Origin of the sequence: Streptomyces sp. AA1529 (assembly GCF_000280905.1) — a bacterium.
Classification (GTDB): Bacteria; Actinomycetota; Actinomycetes; order Streptomycetales; family Streptomycetaceae; genus Streptomyces.
This window is the reverse complement of the sequence record NZ_ALAP01000030.1, coordinates 23724-41509: the sequence shown is the minus strand read 5'-3', so window position 1 is coordinate 41509 and position 17786 is coordinate 23724. Positions and strand designations below refer to the sequence as shown.

14 protein-coding genes and 1 pseudogene are annotated in these 17786 nt (G+C 73.9%); 4 read left to right on the top strand and 11 right to left on the bottom strand.

Going from position 1 to position 17786, the window contains the following annotated elements:
- Positions 1-190: 190 nt before the first annotated feature.
- Both A949_RS0108455 and bldG read right to left on the bottom strand, forming a co-directional pair.
- Complete coding sequence (locus A949_RS0108455; protein WP_019355571.1) at positions 191-766, bottom strand: ATP-binding protein; 576 nt, start codon at positions 764-766, stop codon at positions 191-193.
- A gap of 137 nt (positions 767-903) precedes the next feature.
- Positions 904-1245 (bottom strand): anti-sigma factor antagonist BldG, encoded by a 342-nt coding sequence (bldG, locus tag A949_RS0108450; protein ID WP_016473000.1) that lies wholly within the window; start codon positions 1243-1245, stop codon positions 904-906.
- A 276-nt stretch (positions 1246-1521) separates the two neighbouring features.
- On the opposite strand from bldG, the gene A949_RS38945 reads away from it, so the two are divergent.
- Entirely contained in the window at positions 1522-3954 is a 2433-nt protein-coding gene (locus A949_RS38945) for a DEAD/DEAH box helicase (protein ID WP_443332988.1), read from the top strand.
- A 176-nt stretch (positions 3955-4130) separates the two neighbouring features.
- Here A949_RS38945 and A949_RS39720 read toward each other — a convergent pair.
- The 7 genes and pseudogenes from A949_RS39720 to ssd form a co-directional block, all read right to left on the bottom strand.
- Positions 4131-4328, bottom strand: a pseudogene (locus A949_RS39720) (Rv3654c family TadE-like protein); the annotation flags it as partial.
- 55 nt (positions 4329-4383) lie between these two features.
- Positions 4384-4719 carry a TadE family type IV pilus minor pilin gene (locus A949_RS0108440; RefSeq protein ID WP_026004454.1) on the bottom strand — a complete coding sequence of 112 codons (336 nt, stop codon included), beginning with the start codon at positions 4717-4719 and terminating at the stop codon, positions 4384-4386.
- Positions 4720-4840: 121 nt separating this feature from the next.
- A complete protein-coding gene (locus A949_RS0108435; protein ID WP_051019435.1) occupies positions 4841-5050 on the bottom strand; it encodes a DUF4244 domain-containing protein in 210 nt (69 codons plus the stop codon).
- Positions 5051-5145: 95 nt separating this feature from the next.
- A complete protein-coding gene (locus tag A949_RS0108430; protein WP_019355567.1) occupies positions 5146-5907 on the bottom strand; it encodes a type II secretion system F family protein in 762 nt (253 codons plus the stop codon).
- 80 nt (positions 5908-5987) lie between these two features.
- Positions 5988-6986 (bottom strand): type II secretion system F family protein, encoded by a 999-nt coding sequence (locus A949_RS0108425; protein WP_019355566.1) that lies wholly within the window; start codon positions 6984-6986, stop codon positions 5988-5990.
- Positions 6983-8362 (bottom strand): TadA family conjugal transfer-associated ATPase, encoded by a 1380-nt coding sequence (locus A949_RS32870; RefSeq protein WP_078565374.1) that lies wholly within the window; start codon positions 8360-8362, stop codon positions 6983-6985. Before A949_RS32870 ends, A949_RS0108425 begins: the two co-directional genes overlap by 4 nt.
- A 35-nt stretch (positions 8363-8397) precedes the next feature.
- A complete protein-coding gene (gene ssd / locus A949_RS0108415; protein WP_019355564.1) occupies positions 8398-9546 on the bottom strand; it encodes a septum site-determining protein Ssd in 1149 nt (382 codons plus the stop codon).
- Between the two features lie 453 nt (positions 9547-9999).
- On the opposite strand from ssd, the gene A949_RS0108410 reads away from it, so the two are divergent.
- Complete coding sequence (locus A949_RS0108410; RefSeq protein ID WP_019355563.1) at positions 10000-10845, top strand: HAD family hydrolase; 846 nt, start codon at positions 10000-10002, stop codon at positions 10843-10845.
- Between the two features lie 614 nt (positions 10846-11459).
- Here the strand turns inward: A949_RS0108410 and A949_RS0108405 are convergent.
- The gene (locus tag A949_RS0108405; protein WP_019355562.1) at positions 11460-12353 is read right to left on the bottom strand and encodes a hypothetical protein; all 894 of its coding nucleotides are present in this window, start codon (positions 12351-12353) and stop codon (positions 11460-11462) included.
- Between the two features lie 106 nt (positions 12354-12459).
- On the opposite strand from A949_RS0108405, the gene A949_RS0108400 reads away from it, so the two are divergent.
- Positions 12460-13455 (top strand): ATP-binding protein, encoded by a 996-nt coding sequence (locus tag A949_RS0108400; protein WP_019355561.1) that lies wholly within the window; start codon positions 12460-12462, stop codon positions 13453-13455.
- Between the two features lie 82 nt (positions 13456-13537).
- Here A949_RS0108400 and A949_RS32865 read toward each other — a convergent pair whose 3' ends face one another.
- Positions 13538-14782 (bottom strand): hypothetical protein, encoded by a 1245-nt coding sequence (locus tag A949_RS32865; protein WP_086022645.1) that lies wholly within the window; start codon positions 14780-14782, stop codon positions 13538-13540.
- A gap of 261 nt (positions 14783-15043) precedes the next feature.
- Between A949_RS32865 and A949_RS0108390 the strand changes: the two genes are divergently transcribed.
- A complete protein-coding gene (locus A949_RS0108390; protein WP_019355559.1) occupies positions 15044-17626 on the top strand; it encodes a bifunctional SulP family inorganic anion transporter/carbonic anhydrase in 2583 nt (860 codons plus the stop codon).
- Positions 17627-17786: the final 160 nt, after the last annotated feature.

Sequence of the window (17786 nt, the reverse complement as noted above, 5' to 3'; positions counted from 1 at the left end):
CTCCGCCACGGGACCAGACAGCCCGCGGGACGGACAGGGGTCGGCTCCGCAGGGACAAGCCCGGCTCCCGGGCCGAGAGCAGGCACCGCACCACCGACAGGCACCGGGCGCGAGAAAATGCACCGGACCACCGACAGGCACCGGGTCAAGAAACCCCTGCGCCGGACCGCGGACAGGTCCGGTTCAGATTTCAGGGGAGGACGGGCTCCGTCGTGGGCCAGCTCATACGGATCACGCCGCCGTTCTCGTCGGTCGTCACCTCGACGTCGTCCACCAGCCCGCTGATCACCGCGAGCCCCATCTCCCCGTCGCCCTCGTCCTCCTCGGGAACCGGTTCGGGGATCTCGTCGCGGGCTCCGGGCATCAGCGCCCCCTCGGCCTCCACGAGCCCACCGGCCGCGCCGCCCGTGGGGCCGCTGCCGTTTCCGGCGGCCTTGGACTCGGCCGCGGCACCGTTCTTCGGTGCTGCCGAGGCTCCGGCGCCGAGCGTGCCGCCGGGCAGCGAGAAACGCCGGTGCGGCGCCTCGTCCCCGACTTCGATCGAGAACTTCTTCTCGTCCTCGATGAGCGACACCCGCACCGGGCTGCTGAGGCCATGGCTCATGTGCAGTCCGACGGCGCGGGTGCACGCCTCGCCGACGGCCAGCCGCACCTCGTCGAGCACGGCTTCGTCGACGCCGGCCCGCCGCGCCACGGCGGCAGCCACCAGCCGCGCCGTACGGACGTGCTCCGGCAGCGCGCTGAAGAGCAGCTCAACGGTGGCCATGCCATCCCCCTCGGTCTTCCCTGAAAGTCTGCGATGTCCGTCCGAGGACTCGGAGAGCCGGGCCCCGGCGCCCAAGCGCCAGTCAGCCGATGAGCCGCCGGTCCGCCCCACTGGGGACGGACCGGCGGTCCGGCATGTCAGTCAGTGGCCGCTACGGCCTCGTCGACCGAGGAATGGATCGGGAACACCTTCGTGAGACCGGTGATCCGGAAGATCTTGAGAATGCGCTCCTGGTTGCACACCAGGCGCAGCGAGCCCTCGTGGGCACGCACCCGCTTGAGCCCACCCACGAGCACGCCGAGCCCGGTGGAGTCGAGGAAGTCGACGCCCTCCATGTCCACGACGAGGTGGTAGCTGCCGTCGTTTACGAGCTCGACCAACTGCTCACGCAGCTTGGGCGCGGTGTATACATCAATCTCGCCACCGACCTCGACGATCGTGCGATCGCCTACGGTTCGGGTCGACAGGGACAGGTCCACGGATCCTCCAGCACCTTGCTATCGAGCGGTCAGCCCCCTCGGTTCTCCCTCCCCCTGCCCTGACGGAGGGAGGTACCCCCAAAGGCAGGGGACGGATCGGCAGCCGCAGAGGCATTCAATCACTTACCAGCAGGAGGGGACGACGCCTTGCGGTCATTGTCCGCCTCGCCAGTGACACACTCGGTACCGATGGCCAACGAACAGCACACCCGGTCCGCGAGCGTACGCCCGCGAGTCGAGCCGCAGCGCTCGGCCTCCCGCGGCGACCCTCGCGACGTGCTCGCTCGTCTCACCAGGGGGCCGGACCGCGCCGGGCGTGTCACCCATACGGAGCACTTGCCCCCGCGAAACGGTCGCCATGCAGAATGGCCCGACCGGATCCGGCCGGAAGTGATCGATGCCGTGCAGCAGACGGGCATCGACCGCCCCTGGGAACACCAGGCCCGCGCCGCCGCCCACGCCCTCGACGGCGACTCCGTGATCATTGCCACAGGTACCGCCTCCGGAAAATCCCTCTCCTATCTCGTCCCCGTGCTCAGCACCCTGCTGGACGGTTCGGAGGCCCCGAACGGACGCGGCGCCACCGCGCTGTACCTCTCGCCCACCAAGGCGCTCGCGGCGGACCAACGGCGCGCCGTGACGCATCTGGCCACCCCGCTGGGCACCGGAGTGCGGGCGGCCGTCTTCGACGGGGACACTCCGGTGGAAGAGCGCGAATGGGTGCGGCTGTACGCCAATTACGTGCTGACCAACCCGGACATGCTCCACCGCGGCCTGCTTCCGGGCCACAGCCGGTGGTCCTCCTTCCTGCGGGCCCTGCGCTACGTGGTCGTCGACGAGTGCCACACCTACCGCGGCGTCTTCGGCTCCCACGTCGCCCAGGTGCTGCGGCGCCTGCGCCGGGTGTGCGCGCGCTACGGCTCCGAACCGGTCTTCCTGCTGGCCTCCGCCACCGCGGCGGCGCCCGGCGAGGGAGCGGCCCGGCTCACCGGTGTGCGCCCGGTCGAGATCACCGAGGACACCTCCCCGCGAGGAGAGACCGTCTTCGCCCTGTGGGAGCCGCCGTTGACCGAACTGGAGGGCGAACGCGGCGCCCCGGTCCGGCGCACCGCCACCGCCGAGGCCGCCGAGCTGCTCACCGATCTGGCGGCCCAGGAGGTACGTACTGTCGCCTTCGTACGCTCCCGCCGCGGCGCCGAGCTGATCTCCCTCATCGCCCAGGACCGCCTCGCCGCTCTCCCCGCGCCCCGCCGCCCCGGCCCCGCCGGGAGTCCGGCACCGGGGGCGGCGCACGACACCGGCGCGACGCCCGGCAGCCGCGGCGCCGGGGAATCCCACGGCGCCGGGGACCCGGTACCGGGCGCGAAGCGGCCTGCCGGGCTGTCCGCGCGGATCGCGGCCTACCGGGGCGGTTATCTGCCCGAGGAACGGCGCGCCCTGGAGCGGGCGCTGCACACCGGCGAGCTGCTGGGGCTCGCCGCCACGAACGCGCTGGAACTCGGTATCGACATCTCCGGTCTGGACGCCGTCCTCATCACCGGCTACCCCGGCACCCGCGCGTCACTCTGGCAGCAGGCCGGGCGGGCGGGCCGGGCCGGTCAGGGCGCGCTGGCCATCATGATCGCCCGGGACGAGCCGCTGGACACCTATCTCGTCCACCACCCCGAGTCCGTCTTCCACACCCCGGTCGAGTCCACCGTCCTGGATCCGCACAACCCCTATGTCCTGGCGCCCCACCTGTGCGCAGCCGCAGCCGAGCTCCCGCTCACCGAATCCGACTTCGCCCTCTTCGGGCCGGAGACGCCGGAGCTGCTGGGCAAGCTCGAAGAGCGCAAGCTGCTGCGGCGCCGCAGCTCCGGCTGGCACTGGACCCGCAAGGAGCGGGCCGCCGACCTGACCGACATCCGCGGCAGCGGCGGGAAGCCGGTGCAGGTGGTGGAGGAGGGCACGGGGCGGCTGCTGGGCACCGTCGACGCCGGTGCCGCACACACCACCGTCCACGAGGGCGCGGTCCATCTGCACCAGGGCCGCACCTATGTGGTGCGCCGGCTCGATCTGGAGGACTCGGCCGCGCTCGTCGAGGAGGCGTCGCCGCCGTGGACCACGATGGCGCGTGACACCACCTCTCTCGCCGTGCTGAAGACCGAGGCCGAGCGCCCCTGGGGCGACGCCCGGCTGTGCTTCGGCTCCGTCGAGGTCACCAACCAGGTCGTCTCCTATCTGCGCCGCCGCCTGCTGACCGGCGAGGTCCTCGGCGAGACCAAGCTCGACCTGCCGCCCCGCACCCTGCGCACCCGCGCGGTGTGGTGGACCGTCACCGAGGACCAGCTCGACGCCGCCCGGATCGACCCGGAGATCCTGGCCGGTTCGCTGCACGCCGCCGAGCACGCGGCCATCGGCATGCTGCCGCTGTTCGCCACCTGCGACCGCTGGGACATCGGCGGGGTCTCCATCGCCCTGCACCCGGACACGCTCCTTCCCACCGTCTTCGTCTACGACGGCCAGCCCGGCGGGGCCGGCTTCGCCGAGCGGGCCTTCCACACCGCGCGCGGCTGGCTGACCGCCACCCGCGACGCCATCGCCGCCTGCGAGTGCGAGGCGGGCTGCCCCTCGTGCATCCAGTCGCCCAAGTGCGGAAACGCCAACGACCCGCTCCACAAGCGCGGTGCCGTCCGGCTCCTCACCGAACTCCTCCGCTCCGCCACCTGAACCGCCGCCGGGCCCGCTTCCCCGGCGCCTCCTTCCTCCGGTCGCGCAACCGACGGCATCGGTGGGCGGTCGGCGTCCGCCGCGCCGGTGGCCCCGTCCGCGGCCGGGAGGTCGGCCGGGCCGGCACGGGCACGCGCTCGCGCCGTCCAGGGCCCCCACCGCAGTCGTGTCTCCAGATCCGCGACCTCGCCCCGGACCGTGCAGCGGGCCACCCGCGTGTGCTGCGCCCGGGCCACCCGGCGCGCCGTCGCACAGGCCCGGGCCGGGCCGGCCGGCGCACGGTCGGCCGCGGCGAGCGCCGCCAGATCGGCGGCGGCGCCCGCCCGGTGCCGTATCCAGACCGCCTGGCCGAAACCCAGCACTCCCGCGAACACGCCGCACAGCACCACGACGCTCAGTGCCGCCCATACCGAAGCGGACCCTCCGTCCTCACGGAATCCGGCTGCCACCCGCCCTCCTCTCGTCCAGCGCGACCGCCTCCGAGCGCAGCTCCACGGTCAGCGGGCCCGGGCCGGCCGTTCGTGCACGCACCGCGACTCGCACCAGTTCGCCCTTCCGTACCGTCTTCACCCGAGCGCCGGGCGGGGCGGCCGTTCGCGCAGCCTGCCGGACGGCGTCCTCGGGTTCGCCGCGGGCAGCCGCCCGTGCTCCGGCGCGCGCCGCGTCCACGCACTGGATCCGGGCCACCGCGGCCATCAGCCCCCACAGGAGCCCGGCCACCAGGAGCACCAGCGCCGGGATCACCACGGCGGCCTCCGCTGTCACATATCCGGCACACCGATCGGCCCTCCGCCGCCGCCTTCCAGCGCCCGCGCCGGGGCCCTGGACCCACTGTCCACGGCCGGGCCGTCCGCCTCCGGACCTCCGGCCCCGGCCCGGCGCCCGGTCAGAACGGCGCATGGAGCGCCCGTTCGACGAGACTTTGCAACTGGGCGCTCACCGCGCCGCTGGTGACGACCTTGTAGAGCACTGCGGCCAGCGCGACCGCTGCGAGGGTGCCCATGGCGTACTCGGCCGTGCTCATCCCCCTGTCGCCGCCGGGGCGCCGCCGCTTCGCGCGCTCCCACAGCCGACGCAGCCTCGCGACTCCCGTCATCCGCTCGTCCTCCCTCACCCGATGTCCTCTCTCGATGTCCGCACGGAGCGAGCCGCTCACAGCCCGCGACCGGCCCGTGTGCCGCCTGCCGCCGCTCACCACAGCGACCGGGCGAGCCCCAGCAGCACGGGTACGACTCCGACCACCAGGAACGCGGGCAGGAAGCACAGCCCCAGGGGACCGGTGACCAGTACCGCCGCCCGTCTCGCCCGGCTGCCGGCGGCCCGGGCCCGGCCACCTCGCAGCTCGGCGGCCAGCCGGGCGACGGACTCGACCGCGGGCACTCCCGCTGCTCCGGCACGCTCCATGCACCGCGCGAACTCCACGCCCCAGGGCCGCTCGGCGAACCGCCCCCACACCAGTGCGGGTTCGGCCCCCAGGCGCAGCTCCACGGCGGCTCGCACCAGCCGGGTCCCCAACGGGCCGCCGACCGAGCTCCCGACGGCCTCGGCGGCGCGGCCGGGACCGGCCCCGGCTGCCAGACAGGCCGCGATCAGCTCGGCGACCAGGGGGAGCTGTTCCTCTTCGGTCCGCTCCGTGCTGCTCCGGGGATCCTGCGCGGCGGCCCGCCGCCGCAGCAGGCGCCACGTCCCCCAGGCGGCCGCGCCACCCACCGGCCATCCGGCCGCGCCGCCGATCAGCAGAAGTCCCAGCACACCGGCGCCCGTCGAAGCGGCGCCCTCGCGTGCCCGCCTCGTGCGCAGTCCGGCGGTGAACCGCTTCCCGGTGCCCGTCCGTCGGCCCCTCGGTCCGGGGCCGGTCCCGCCCGGTCTCCGCTCCGCCGGGACCCCGCACAGGAGGTGTGCGCGGCGCCGCACCGATCCCTCCGTCTTGAGTGCGGCCAGTGCCTGCGCCATGCTCCACGCTGCCGCCAGCGTCCCCGCGGCAGCCGGGACCCATGTCCACACCCTGGGGAAAACGCCGACCCATCCGGCGCTCACCTCGACCAGCTCCTGCCGGGCTGTGCGCCCCGCTCCGCCTCGGGGGCGGGAGCAGTGACAGCGGCGGGTTCGGCTGCGCCCTCGGCGGCGCGCACGATGCGGGTGACCCACAGCAGCCCGGCCCACTCCAGCAGCGCTCCGACGACGAGGCAGCCGAATCCGGTCGGTGTGTGCAGGAGGATCCAGAGCGGATCGGCGTCCATGGCGGTGCCCAGGGCCAGCCCGAAGACCGGCAGCAGCGCCAGCACCAGGGTGGTGGAGCGGGGCCCGGCCAGCTGTGCCCGCAGTTCCGCACGTTGCTCGCCGTGTGCGCGCACCGCTCCGGCGACCCGTTCCAGCCCCTCGGCGAGCCCTGCTCCGCCTTCGACGGCCACCTGCCAGCAGGCAGCCGCCCCGGCCAGCCCCTCCGCTCCGGGCAGCAGCGCCGCCTCGCGCAGCGCCGCCGGTACATCGCCACCGAACCGGGCCGCGGCGAGCACCGCTGCCCCCGCATCCCCCAGGCAGCGCAGCGCCGCACGGTCGACGGCCAGCAGCGCGCCGTCCGGCTGCCGCCCGGCCCGCAGTTCGCCCGCGACCGCCCCGCACAGTCGGACCACGGCGGTCTCGCGCTCCTGTGCCAGTCGCCCCGCGGCACGCCGCCGCAGCCACCGCCGGGCCAGGGGGACGGCGGCGAGCCCGGCCGACGCCGGGATCCAGGACCGGCCCAGCAGCGCCACCAGCACTCCTGCCAGCAGGCACCACCACTCGTGCCCGGCCCGTGCGGCGAAGCGTGCACGGGCCGCGGCGGTGGCTTCCCGCCAGCGGTCCGGCAGGGCGACCGCCGGGCGCCGCGCCGGTGTCTCCGCTCCGCCCGCGAGCAGCAGTCTGGCCCGCCGGGCTCCTTCATGGCGCCCGGTCAGCAGCCAGGCCGCCGCGCCCGCGCACATCGCCGCGGCGTACGCCGCATGGGTCACCGGGGCTTCGATCCCCGCCGCGAGGGCTGCGGTACCGCTCATCGGGGGCTCCTCTGCATGGGCCATGGCCCGGTCGGTGGCACCGGTGCCGCCACGGCACCGGCCACGGCCGGAAGCGGCCCCGGGGCGCGTCCCGCCACGGAGGCGCCACTTTCGGGGAGGCCCGTGCTCTCGGCGGGCAGGCCGTCGCCGTCCGGTCCGTCGGCGTGCCGCCGCAGGAGCAACTCCTCCAGCCGCGGCCAGCCGCGCGCCCGGACGAACCCGGTTGCGGGGTCACGAGGGCCGCGCGCTCCCGGACCGCTCCACACGGCGGCCGGTACCGTCGCCACCAGACCGGCCGCGTCCCGCTCCAGCACATGGATCTGTGCGATCCGCCGCCTGCCGTCGCGCCCGCGGACCACGTGCACGATCAGGTCCAGCGCCGCCGCCAACTGGCTGTGCAGCGCGGCCCGGTCGAGGCCCGCGGTACCGGCCAGGGCTTCCAGCCGGGCGGGGACGTCCGCGGCGGCGTTGGCGTGCACGGTCCCGCACCCGCCCTCGTGACCGGTGTTCAGCGCGGCCAGCAGATCGGTGACCTCGGGCCCCCGGACCTCGCCCACGACCAGGCGGTCGGGCCGCATGCGCAGCGCCTGCCGCACCAGATCGCGCAGTTCCACCCGGCCCACGCCCTCCTGGTTGGCCGGGTGTGCCTCCAGCCGTACGACATGAGGGTGGTCGGGGCGCAGTTCGGCCGAGTCCTCGGCGAGGATGATGCGTTCGTCGGGGCCGACCAGCCCCAGCAGGGTGGACAGGAGTGTCGTCTTGCCGCATCCGGTGCCGCCGCTGACGACGAAGGAGAGGCGGGCGTCCAGTACGGCTCGCAGCAGCCGTTCCCCGCCCGGCGGCACCGTCCCGGCGGTCACGAGTTCCGCCAGGCCGAAGGCGCGGGGGCGCATCACCCGCAGGGACAGGCAGGTGCAGCCCACGGCGACCGGGGGCAGTACCGCATGCAGTCTGGTGCCGTCCGGGAGCCGCGCGTCGACCCAGGGCCGGGCGTCGTCGAGGCGGCGCCCCGCGGAGGTCGCCAGCCGCTGCGCGAGCCTGCGCACGGCGGCGGCGTCGGGGAAGCGCACCCGGGTCGGCTCCAGGCCCCGGCCGCGGTCCACCCAGACCTGGTCGGGCGCGGTGACCAGCACGTCGGTGGCCTCGGGGTCGGCCAGCAGGGGTTCGAGCGGGCCGACCCCGACGAGTTCGGAGCGGAGGGCCTCCACGACCCCCAGTACCGCGCTGTCGCCCATCAGCCGTCCCTGGGCCCGCAGCGCGGCGGCCACCCCGGCGGGTGTCGGCTCGGCGCCCGCTTCGGCGAGGCTGCGCCGCACCGAGTCCAGCAGCCGGGTGCCCGCGCCGGTCGCGCCCGTGCGGGGTGCGGCGCCCGTCATCGGCGCGGCCGCTCGCGCGCCGTCGTCCCGCGCGGTCATGCCGCCGCTCCCGCGCCGCTGAGCGCCTGCTCCCAGAACCGGCCGCAGAAGCGGGCCAGGGCGCCGTCCTTCGCGGAGCCGGGCGGCCTGCCGCGGTCGACGTCCGCGAGCAGTCCGCGTTCCCAGGGGAGCTCACCGGCCAGCGGCAGTCCCAGCAGCCGGGCGACCTCCGTGTCGTCGAGTCCGGCGTCGTGCGGGTTGCGGCGCTGCGGGCCGCCCGGGGGCCGCACCACCGCCCGCAGGTCGCGGACCGCCGGTCGGGTGCGCGCGGCCACCCGGTGGGCCGCGGCGACGGCGCGCAGTTCCGCGGGGACGACCGCGAGCCCGAGGTCGAGCTGCACCAGCGCTTCCGCGACCGTCGCGTCGACCTGGCGGGGCAGATCGACGACGACCACTCCGCCGCGCCGCCGGGCTGCGGAGAGCACCGCCTTCATGGCGTCGGCGGGTACCAGCGCGCGCTCGCCCCGGTCCCAGCTGAGCACGCTCACCTCGTGCGGCCGGGGGAGGGAGTCGGCGAGGGCCGCGCCGCCGACCCGGCCGCGGGATTCCGCGAAGTCGGGCCAGCGCAGCCCCTGCGTCCGCTCCGCGCCGAGCAGGATGTCCAGGCCGCCGCCGAGCGGGTCGGCGTCGACGAGCGTCGTCCGCTCTCCGGCGGCGGCCGCGGTGACCGCCAGGGCGCACGCCAGGGTGGAGGCCCCGGCTCCGCCCCTGCCGCCGACGACTCCCACGGTCAGCGCCGTACTGCCGACCCCTTCGAGGGCGTCGGCGATGCGGCCGGTCAGCCAGCTCTCCGCGTCGGGCAGCAGGGCCACGCTCTCCGCACCGACGCGTACTCCGCGCTCCCAGACGCCCGGATCGTCCCAGTCCCGCCCGATCAGCAGTACTCCGGGCCGCCGCGGGACCGGTCCGTCCGCGCCGGGCGTACCGTCGGCGGCGCCGAAGCCGGAGGCACCGGCGCAGTCGTCGCCGACGAGCACCAGGGGCGCCCGCTCCCAGGAGGCTGCGCCGCTCCAGGTGGCCCACCCCGCGCCGCCCGCCGGGCCGCCGTGCGCGACCTGGGGCTCCGTCCCGGCGGCTGCGCACAGTCGCAGTAGGTCATCGAGGAGTTCCTCGTCCTCGGTGACAATCAGAATGTTTTCGGCCACGCTCCGGGCCCTCCCCGCCAGTTGGACACTCGCGTCCGCAAACGCCTGCGGACACCGACGGGATTCACGGTGCAGCGAACCGGAAAAACTTGTGGATCATGGTCGAAAACTGTGGACAACCCAGAGAGTGTGAATAACTCACTCACCCAAACCAGTGACCATCGGAGAGCAGTCTTTCGATTACTCTGCGTCACCCCGAGCGGGAATCCAGGGGTCCGCTCCTGAAAGATCGAAAAGGCCCCGCCCACTGCGGGACGGGGCCGAGAAATGCCTCCGGACATGCGACGACCCCCGCCGGGGGGGAGAGCGGGGGTCGTCCCCACGGCCGACTCGGGGGGGGAGGAGTCGGGCCGGGTTAGCACGGTCGCGAACGATCCGTGACTTCCATGGTGTACCCGAGAGCCTTCTCAGGCAAACCCACGCGCCCCAGCTTACGCCGAATGGTGGGCGCCTATGCTCGGTGCCGTGAAAAATCTCGCGATGCCCCGGACAGCCGCCTTCTTCGATCTGGACAAGACGGTCATTGCGAAGTCGAGCACGCTCACCTTCGGCAAGTCCTTCTACCAGGGTGGCCTGATCAATCGCCGCGCAGTGCTCCGGACTGCCTACGCGCAGTTCGTATATCTCCTCGGAGGCGCCGATCACGACCAGATGGAACGGATGCGGGAGTACCTCTCCGGACTCGCCCGCGGCTGGGACGTCGAGCAGGTCAGAGAGATCGTCGCGGAGACGATCCACGGCCTGATCGACCCGATCATCTACGACGAGGCCGCCTCCCTCGTCGAGAAGCACCATCTGGCGGGACGCGACGTGGTCATCGTCTCGTCCTCCGGCGCCGAGGTGGTCGAACCGATCGGGCGGATGATCGGCGCCGACCGGGTGGTCGCCACCCGCATGGTCGTCGAGGACGGCCGCTTCACCGGAGAGATCGAGTACTACGCCTACGGCCCGACCAAGGCGGAGGCCATCCGGGAACTGGCGGAGTCCGAGGGGTACGACCTGGCGCGGTGCTACGCCTACAGCGACTCGGTGACGGACCTGCCGATGCTGGAGGCGGTCGGCAATCCGCACGCCGTCAACCCGGACCGGGCCCTGCGCAAGGAGGCACTCGCGCGCGAGTGGCCGGTGCTGACGTTCTCCCGGCCCGTACGGCTCAGGCAGCGCATCCCCGCGCTGTCCATGCCGTCGCGGCCGGCGCTGGCGCTGACAGCGGTGGCGGTGGGCGCCGCGGCGGCGACAGCGGGCTTCGTGTGGCTCAACAACCGGAACCGGCCGGCTCCGCTGTTCCGGCGCTCCTGACACATGGGCGCCGCAGCACATCTGCCGCCACAGGCAGGCGCGCACATATTCCGGTCAGAGCGCCACAGAACGGGCAGAGTAAAGATCTGACGGCGGGGCTTCCACTCACCCCCGGCGGGGAGTACAAAGGAATCGACGGCCCGCGAGACCGACGGCATCCGAGAGGATCCCGTTCCACGCAGAAGGCCCCACGGACCGCAAGCATGAATACCGGGCACCCACGCGACGCAGAGCCCGCGATCGGGCAGGTCCCCTCAGGGACGGGCAAAGACTCCGCCCTGACGTTCGGACATCATCACGCACGCACTGGTAACCCGGTGGACATGCCAGCGACGGCCCCGCCACTACGGCGGGGCCGCTCGCATTCCCGATCCGGTCGGCCGTCACGTCCCACCGGTCCACGGCGTTCTGCGCGGGACCGGCTCGCCCCCGTCGACGGCGTCCGACGGGACCCGCCCCTCGTCCGAATCGGCCGCCACGTCCTGCCCCCGCACCGGCTCACCCTGCCGCGGCGTTCGGCCCGTCCGTCCCGCGCCGCCGCGGTGTTCGGGCCGTCCGTCGTGCCGCGGCGCCCGGCGCCGCCCGGAGAGCCGGACGTGCTGCCCGGCAGCCGGTCAGGCCGCTCCCCGCTGCATCGCCTCGCACACCGCGGTGCTCTCGCGGACGCCGAGTTCGACCGCGCGTCCGCAGTGCGCGATCCACTGGGTCACTCCTTCGGGTGTTCCTGAGGCGTAGCCGCGCAGGGCCGTCAGATACGCCTCCCGACCCAGTTCCGCATGGCCCACCTCGGCGGGGCAGACGGACTTGGGGTCGAGACCACTGCCCACCAGCACGACGCGCTCGGCGGCACGTGCGACCTGCCCGTTGTACGAGCCGAACGGGCGCAGCACCTGGAGTTCGCCGTGCACGACGGCGGAGGTCACCAGCGCGGGGGCCGCGGTGCCGCCGGTGATGAGCTGCGCCAGCCCGTCCAGCCGGGCCGCGACCTCGTCGGCCCCGGGCAGCTCCAGGCCGAGCTCCGGGCCGTCCACCGGCTCTCCCGGACGGCGCGGCCGGCCCACGGTGCCCTCGGGGGCCACTCCCCCGGCGGCGACCAGGTGCAACCGGGCGAGGACGCGCAGCGGGGACTGCTGCCAGATGTCGAGCAGCTGCCCGGCCTCGGCCGTCACCCGCAGACCCGCGCCGACCGTGCGGGCGTCGGGTTCCACGCCGAAGTCGCTGCGGCGGCGCACCTCTTCGAGCGCCCAGTCGACGCCTTCCGAGGCGGCGGTGGCACGGGCTCCGCGCAGGGCGGCCTCCGCGCTGACCTCGCTGCTGCGGCGGCGCATGACCCGGTGCCCGTAGACCCGGTCGACGGAGCCGCGCACGGACTCGACGGCCTCCGGCACGCCCGGCAGCGCCGCGAGGGAGGCCAGCGGATCGGCCGCGGCGGGCCCGTGGGCCGAGGAACCCGAGGAACCCGAGGAGTTCGAGGTGCCGCCGTCGTCGGGGCGAGCGGTGCTACTCATGCGTACGACCCTACGCACCCGGCCGGCCGACCCAACCCCACGATCGAGTGGTCTTCTTCACTCACGTCCGCCGGTGCGGTGCTCCGGACCGCTTACGCTGTTGAACATGAAGATCGCTTTCGTAGGGAAGGGCGGCAGCGGGAAGACCACGCTGTCCTCGCTGTTCGTGCGCCATCTCGCCGCCCGGGGCACTCCCGTCGTCGCCGTCGACGCCGACATCAACCAGCATCTGGCCGCCGCACTGGGGCTGGACGACTCCGAGGCCGCGGCACTGCCCGCGCTGGGCGCCCACCTGCCGCTCATCAAGGAGTACCTGCGGGGCAGCAACCCGCGGATCGCGTCCGCCGAGAAGATGATCAAGACGACCCCGCCCGGCGAGGGCTCCCGGCTGCTCCGGCTGCAGGAGGACAACCCGGTCTACGACGCCTGCGCACGCGCTCTCGCACTGGACGGCGGGGACGTCCGGCTGCTGGCCACCGGCCCGTTCACCGAGTCCGACCTGGGCGTGGCCTGCTACCACTCCAAGACGGGAGCGGTGGAGCTGCTGCTGAACCACCTGGTGGACGACCGCGAGGAGTACCTGGTCGTCGACATGACGGCGGGCAGCGACTCCTTCGCCTCCGGCATGTTCACCCGCTTCGACATGACGTTCCTGGTGGCCGAACCCACCCGCAAGGGCGTGTCGGTCTACCGCCAGTACAAGGACTACGCACGGGATTTCGGGGTCGCCCTGCGCGTGGTGGGCAACAAGGTGCAGAGCGCGGACGACATCGACTTCCTGCGCCAGGAGGTGGGCGAGGACCTGCTGGTGGCCTTCGGCCACTCGGACTGGGTACGGGCCATGGAGAAGGGCCGCCCGCGCCCCTTCGCCGAGCTGGAGGACGACAACGCCCGCTCCCTGGCCGCGCTGTACGAGACGGCCGATGCCGCATACGGGATGCGGGACTGGGAGCGGTACACGCGGCAGATGGTGCACTTCCATCTGCGCAACGCGGAGAGCTGGGGCAACGAGAAGACCGGCGCGGACCTCGCGGCCCAGGTGGACCCCTCGTTCGCACTGGGTGAGGGCTCGCGGGAGGCGGCGACGCCGCAGCCGGCCTGACCGCTCCGCACGCGTCCGACCGCAGACGACTGCGCCGTGAGCTCCCGTTCCGGGCGACCGGGGCCCGGAACGGGAGCACCGCTCAGCTCGCCTCGGCCGCGGTGGTGTCCTCGGCGAGGAACCTGCGCCAGCCGCCCGCGGGCTTCTCGCCGACCTGCAGGGTGCGCAGCTTGGCGAGCATGCCCGGGTCCTGCGCGTCGAGCCAGTCGGTCAGTTGGCGGAACGAGACGCAGCGGACGCCGTCCTTGCGGCAGACCGTCTTCATGACGTCCTCGACGGCGTCCATGTAGATGCCGCCGTTCCAGTCCTCGAAATGGTTGCCGATGATCATCGGTGCGCGGTTGCCCGTATAGGCGCGCCGGAATCCCTGGAGCAGGCCGTCGCGCATCTGGCGCTTCCAGTGCGGCCGCTTCTCCACCGCTCCGTCGACGCTGCCGGACTGGTTGGCGAGGAAGTTGTAGTCCATCGAGAGCGTCTCGAACGCCCTTCCGGGTACGGGGACCTGTTGCAGCGGCAGATCCCAGAGGCCTTGCCGCTTGTCCGGCCACACCTGGGTGCCGTTGCCGCTGGAGTCGTAGCGGAAGCCCATCTGCGCGGCCGCCTTCAGCAGGTTGTCCTGCCCCTCCAGGCAGGGTGTGCGCCCTCCGACGAGTTCCCGCTTGTAGTCGAACGGGAGTGCCGGGGCCTTCTTCCACCCGGTGGTCGTCTTCCAGTTCTGGACGAACCAGCGGGCCTGCTCGATCTCGCTCTTCCACTGCTCGACCGACCACGCGCCCACGCCCTGCGGGCCGCAGAAGTGGCCGTTGAAGTGGGTGCCGATCTCGCTGCCGTCCAGCCACGCCTTGCGCACCTGGCGGAGCGTGGCGCGCACGTGCTTGTCGTTGAGATAGCCGATGTCGGCGGCGCCCGGGGCGTGACCCGGCGGGGAGTAACGTTTCGCCTCGTCCTCCGGCAGCGTGTAGATGCCGCTGAGGAAGTAGGTCTGCGCCGCCCCGTACTTCTTGCCGAGCTCGCGGAAGTGGGAGAAGAGCCCCTTGTCGTCCTCTCCGGCTCCGTCCCAGGAGAAGACGACGAACTGCGGCGGCTTCTTCCCGGGCTTCAGCTTGTGCGGTGTGGGCTGGAACGGCTGGCGGCCCGTCAGCGAGGTCGAACCGTCCCCCAGGAGACGGGGCTTGGTCTGGGGGCGGGACCCGGGCGCGCCGCCGGGCGACTCCTCGACCCGCTGCGCGCTCCCGCCCCCGGAGCAGCCCGCCGCGGCCAGGGACAGCGCCACCAGCACCGTCGGGACCACGGTGGTGAGAGCGGGTCTTCTTCGCGTGGCTGCCATCGGCTCACCTCGTCCTGTCGCCTTGTCTCGTCGGTCACCGGGCGGGACCGGCGTTGCCACGCTCATAAAAGTGACATGAGACGTTAATAAGACAAATAGGACAAGCGGCTTTTTTGGCACTGTTCACTCGATGGGTGGAACCGTGACCGCCAGGCCCCACTCCGCACTTCGCCAAGCCTTTACTTGGCATTACTGTTCTTTTACTCCCGACGGGGAGTGACGAGAACGTCGCGCACAGTGCCGACCTCGGGAGGAGTCGCGATGTCCCACCGCCCCCCGGTGCTCAGCGGTCCCAGGGCCGCCCCGGACCACCCCACCCCGCGTCAGCGCTGGTCGGCTGACCTCTCCGCGTCCGTCACCGTCTTTCTCATCGCCCTCCCGCTCTCCCTCGGCATCGCCCTGGCCGCCGGAGCACCGCTCCAGTCCGGACTGGTGGCCGCGGCGGTGGGCGGAGTGGTCTGCGGACGGCTCGGAGGCGCCCCGCTGCAGGTCACAGGACCCGCAGCCGGGCTGACGGTGATCACCGCAGAACTGATCCAGCGGTACGGCTGGCAGACCACCTGCGCGATCACCGTCCTGGCCGGGGCCGCCCAGGTCGGCCTCGGCTTCCTGCGCGTGGCCCGCTCCGCGCTGGCGGTGAGCCCCGCGGTCGTGCACGGCATGCTGGCCGGGATCGGGTGCACCATCACGCTGGCCCAGCTCCACGTGATGCTCGGCGGCGATCCCGACAGCTCGCCGCTCACCAACGCGCTGGAACTGCCCGGCCGGATCACCGCGGTGCAGCCCGCCGCGCTCTCCGTCAGCAGCCTGACCGTGGTCGTGCTGCTCGCCTGGCCCCGGCTGAGGCAGCACGGGGGCACGTTCGGCGCGGCCGCGGCCCGCGTACCCGCCGCGCTGGCCGCGGTCTGTCTGGCCACCCTTGCCGCGGTGCTGGCCGGCACCGGGCTGCCCCGCGTCGACCTGCCCTCCTGGCGTTCGCACGCACTTCCCGAACTGCCGGAGGGCCCGGTGCTCGGACTGGGCACGGCAGTCCTGACGCTCACCCTGGTGGCCAGCGTGCAGGCGCTGCTGGCGGCGGTCGCGGCCGACAAGCTCACGGCCGCGCGCGAGGCCGGGAGCCGGGTGCCGCGCAGCGACCTGGACCGGGAGCTGCGCGCGCACGGCGTCGCGAACGCGGTGTCGGGCGCGCTGGGCGGACTGCCGGTCACCGGAGTCGCGGTCCGCAGCACGGCGAACATCGCCGCCGGCGCCGTCAGCCGGAACTCGGCCCTGCTGCAGGGCGTGTGGGTGCTGCTGGCGGCCGGGCTGCTGGTCGGAGTGCTGGAGCTGATCCCGCTGGCGGCGCTGGGGGCGCTGGTGATGGTCGTGGGCGTGCGGATGATCAACCTCGGCCACATCAGAAAGGTGGCCCGCCACCGCGAGGCGGTGGTCTTCGGTGCCACATCGGTCTCGGTGGTGCTGCTGGGTGTACTGGAAGGGGTCGGTGCGGGTATCGCGGTGGCCGTGGTGCTGGCACTGCACCGGCTGGCCCGGGCCCGGATCGACGTGGTGCACGACGCGGCCGCCGACCCCGGGCCCGCGGCGCGGCCGAGGGACGGCTACCGGGTCGTGGTGCGGGGCCAGTTGACGTTTCTCGCGGTGCCGCGGCTGAGCCGGGCGCTGGCCCAGGTGCCCGAGGGGGCGAAGGCAGTCGTGGAACTGGAGGGATCGTTCATGGACCATGCGGCGTACGAGGCGCTGGAGGACTGGCGGGCCACGCACACGGCCGCAGGGGGCGAGGTCGAGGTCAGCGGGCGCGGCGGGGCGGACATCGGGGAACCCGCGACCGCGCATGTGTGCACGCCGTGGACGCCGTGGCGCAACCACCAGTGCACCCGTCCGGTCCCGGCCGGGCCGGACGACTCCTCCGCGGCTCCCGGCCACGACGGTCCCCCCACCGGCCCCACCGGTCCTCCCGGCCCGCTCGGCGTGGCCCCCGCCGGCCGCGCGGGGTCCGGCGGCTGCGGCGGCACGGCGCGCGACGAGCAGCACGCGCCCGGGACGGCGGGGGCGGGCGGAGCCGCGGGCCCGTCCGACGCGAGCGGCACCGGGAGCGCGCCGGGAGCCGGCCCCGGCCGGATGGGGCGACGGGCGGACGACGTGCCCCTCTCCCACCGCGGGCAGCTGCTGGGCGGGGTGCGGAACTTCCAGCGCAGCACGGCGCCACTGGTGCGGGACGAGCTGGCGAGACTGGCGCGGGAGGGGCAGCGGCCCTCGCAGCTGTTCCTCACCTGCGCCGACTCGCGCGTCGTCACCAGCATGATCACCTCAAGCGGCCCCGGCGATCTGTTCACCGTCCGGAACGTGGGGAACCTGGTCCCGCCGCCCGGCGAGGAGCGCGGCGACCAGTCGGTGGCGGCGGCGATCGAGTACGCCGTGGACGTGCTGCGGGTCGCCTCGGTGACGGTGTGCGGGCACTCCGGCTGCGGTGCCATGCAGGCGCTGCACACCGCCCCGGCGGACGCCGCGGAGGCCGCCGGGACGCCGCTCGGCCGCTGGCTGCAGCACGGCCGCCCGTCCCTGGAGCGGTTCCGCACGGCGGCCAGGGTCGCCCCGCGCCTCGCGGACCGGGAGACGGCCGACCCGCTCGAGGCGCTCTGCCTGACCAACGTCGTCCAGCAGCTGGAGCACCTGGCGGCGCACGCGTGCGTGGCCCGGCGGCTCGGCGAGGGCACGCTCGAACTGCACGGCATGTACTTCCACGTCGGCGAGGCACAGACATATGTGCTGGACGCGCCGGCCGGGGACGTCCTCGCGCCGGATCCGGTGTTCGCCGCCGTCCGGCCCGATCCCGTCGTCCTGTGAGCCGCCGCTGACATCAGCCGCCGTACCCGGGGCCGCCCGCCGCGCCGCGGGGTTCCGGAGAGGGGGCGGTGGGCTTCCGGCCGGGGCCGAGGCAGTCGGCGCCGGGCGGCTCCACGGGCCGCCGGAGCCGCCTGAGAACTGCCGGTTCGCCGCGGGTGAG

Excerpts from the sequence above, each read along its gene's own strand:
- A949_RS0108455 (WP_019355571.1), bottom strand. The coding sequence starts at position 766 with ATGGCCACCGTTGAGCTGCTCTTCAGCGCGCTGCCGGAGCACGTCCGT.
- A949_RS0108435 (WP_051019435.1), bottom strand. The coding sequence starts at position 5,050 with ATGACGGGAGTCGCGAGGCTGCGTCGGCTGTGGGAGCGCGCGAAGCGG.
- A949_RS0108430 (WP_019355567.1), bottom strand. The coding sequence starts at position 5,907 with ATGGCGCAGGCACTGGCCGCACTCAAGACGGAGGGATCGGTGCGGCGC.
- A949_RS0108425 (WP_019355566.1), bottom strand. The coding sequence starts at position 6,986 with ATGAGCGGTACCGCAGCCCTCGCGGCGGGGATCGAAGCCCCGGTGACC.
- A949_RS32870 (WP_078565374.1), bottom strand. The coding sequence starts at position 8,362 with ATGACGGGCGCCGCACCCCGCACGGGCGCGACCGGCGCGGGCACCCGG.
- A949_RS0108410 (WP_019355563.1), top strand. The coding sequence starts at position 10,000 with ATGCTCGGTGCCGTGAAAAATCTCGCGATGCCCCGGACAGCCGCCTTC.
- A949_RS0108405 (WP_019355562.1), bottom strand. The coding sequence starts at position 12,353 with ATGAGTAGCACCGCTCGCCCCGACGACGGCGGCACCTCGAACTCCTCG.
- A949_RS0108400 (WP_019355561.1), top strand. The coding sequence starts at position 12,460 with ATGAAGATCGCTTTCGTAGGGAAGGGCGGCAGCGGGAAGACCACGCTG.
- A949_RS32865 (WP_086022645.1), bottom strand. The coding sequence starts at position 14,782 with ATGGCAGCCACGCGAAGAAGACCCGCTCTCACCACCGTGGTCCCGACG.
- A949_RS0108390 (WP_019355559.1), top strand. The coding sequence starts at position 15,044 with ATGTCCCACCGCCCCCCGGTGCTCAGCGGTCCCAGGGCCGCCCCGGAC.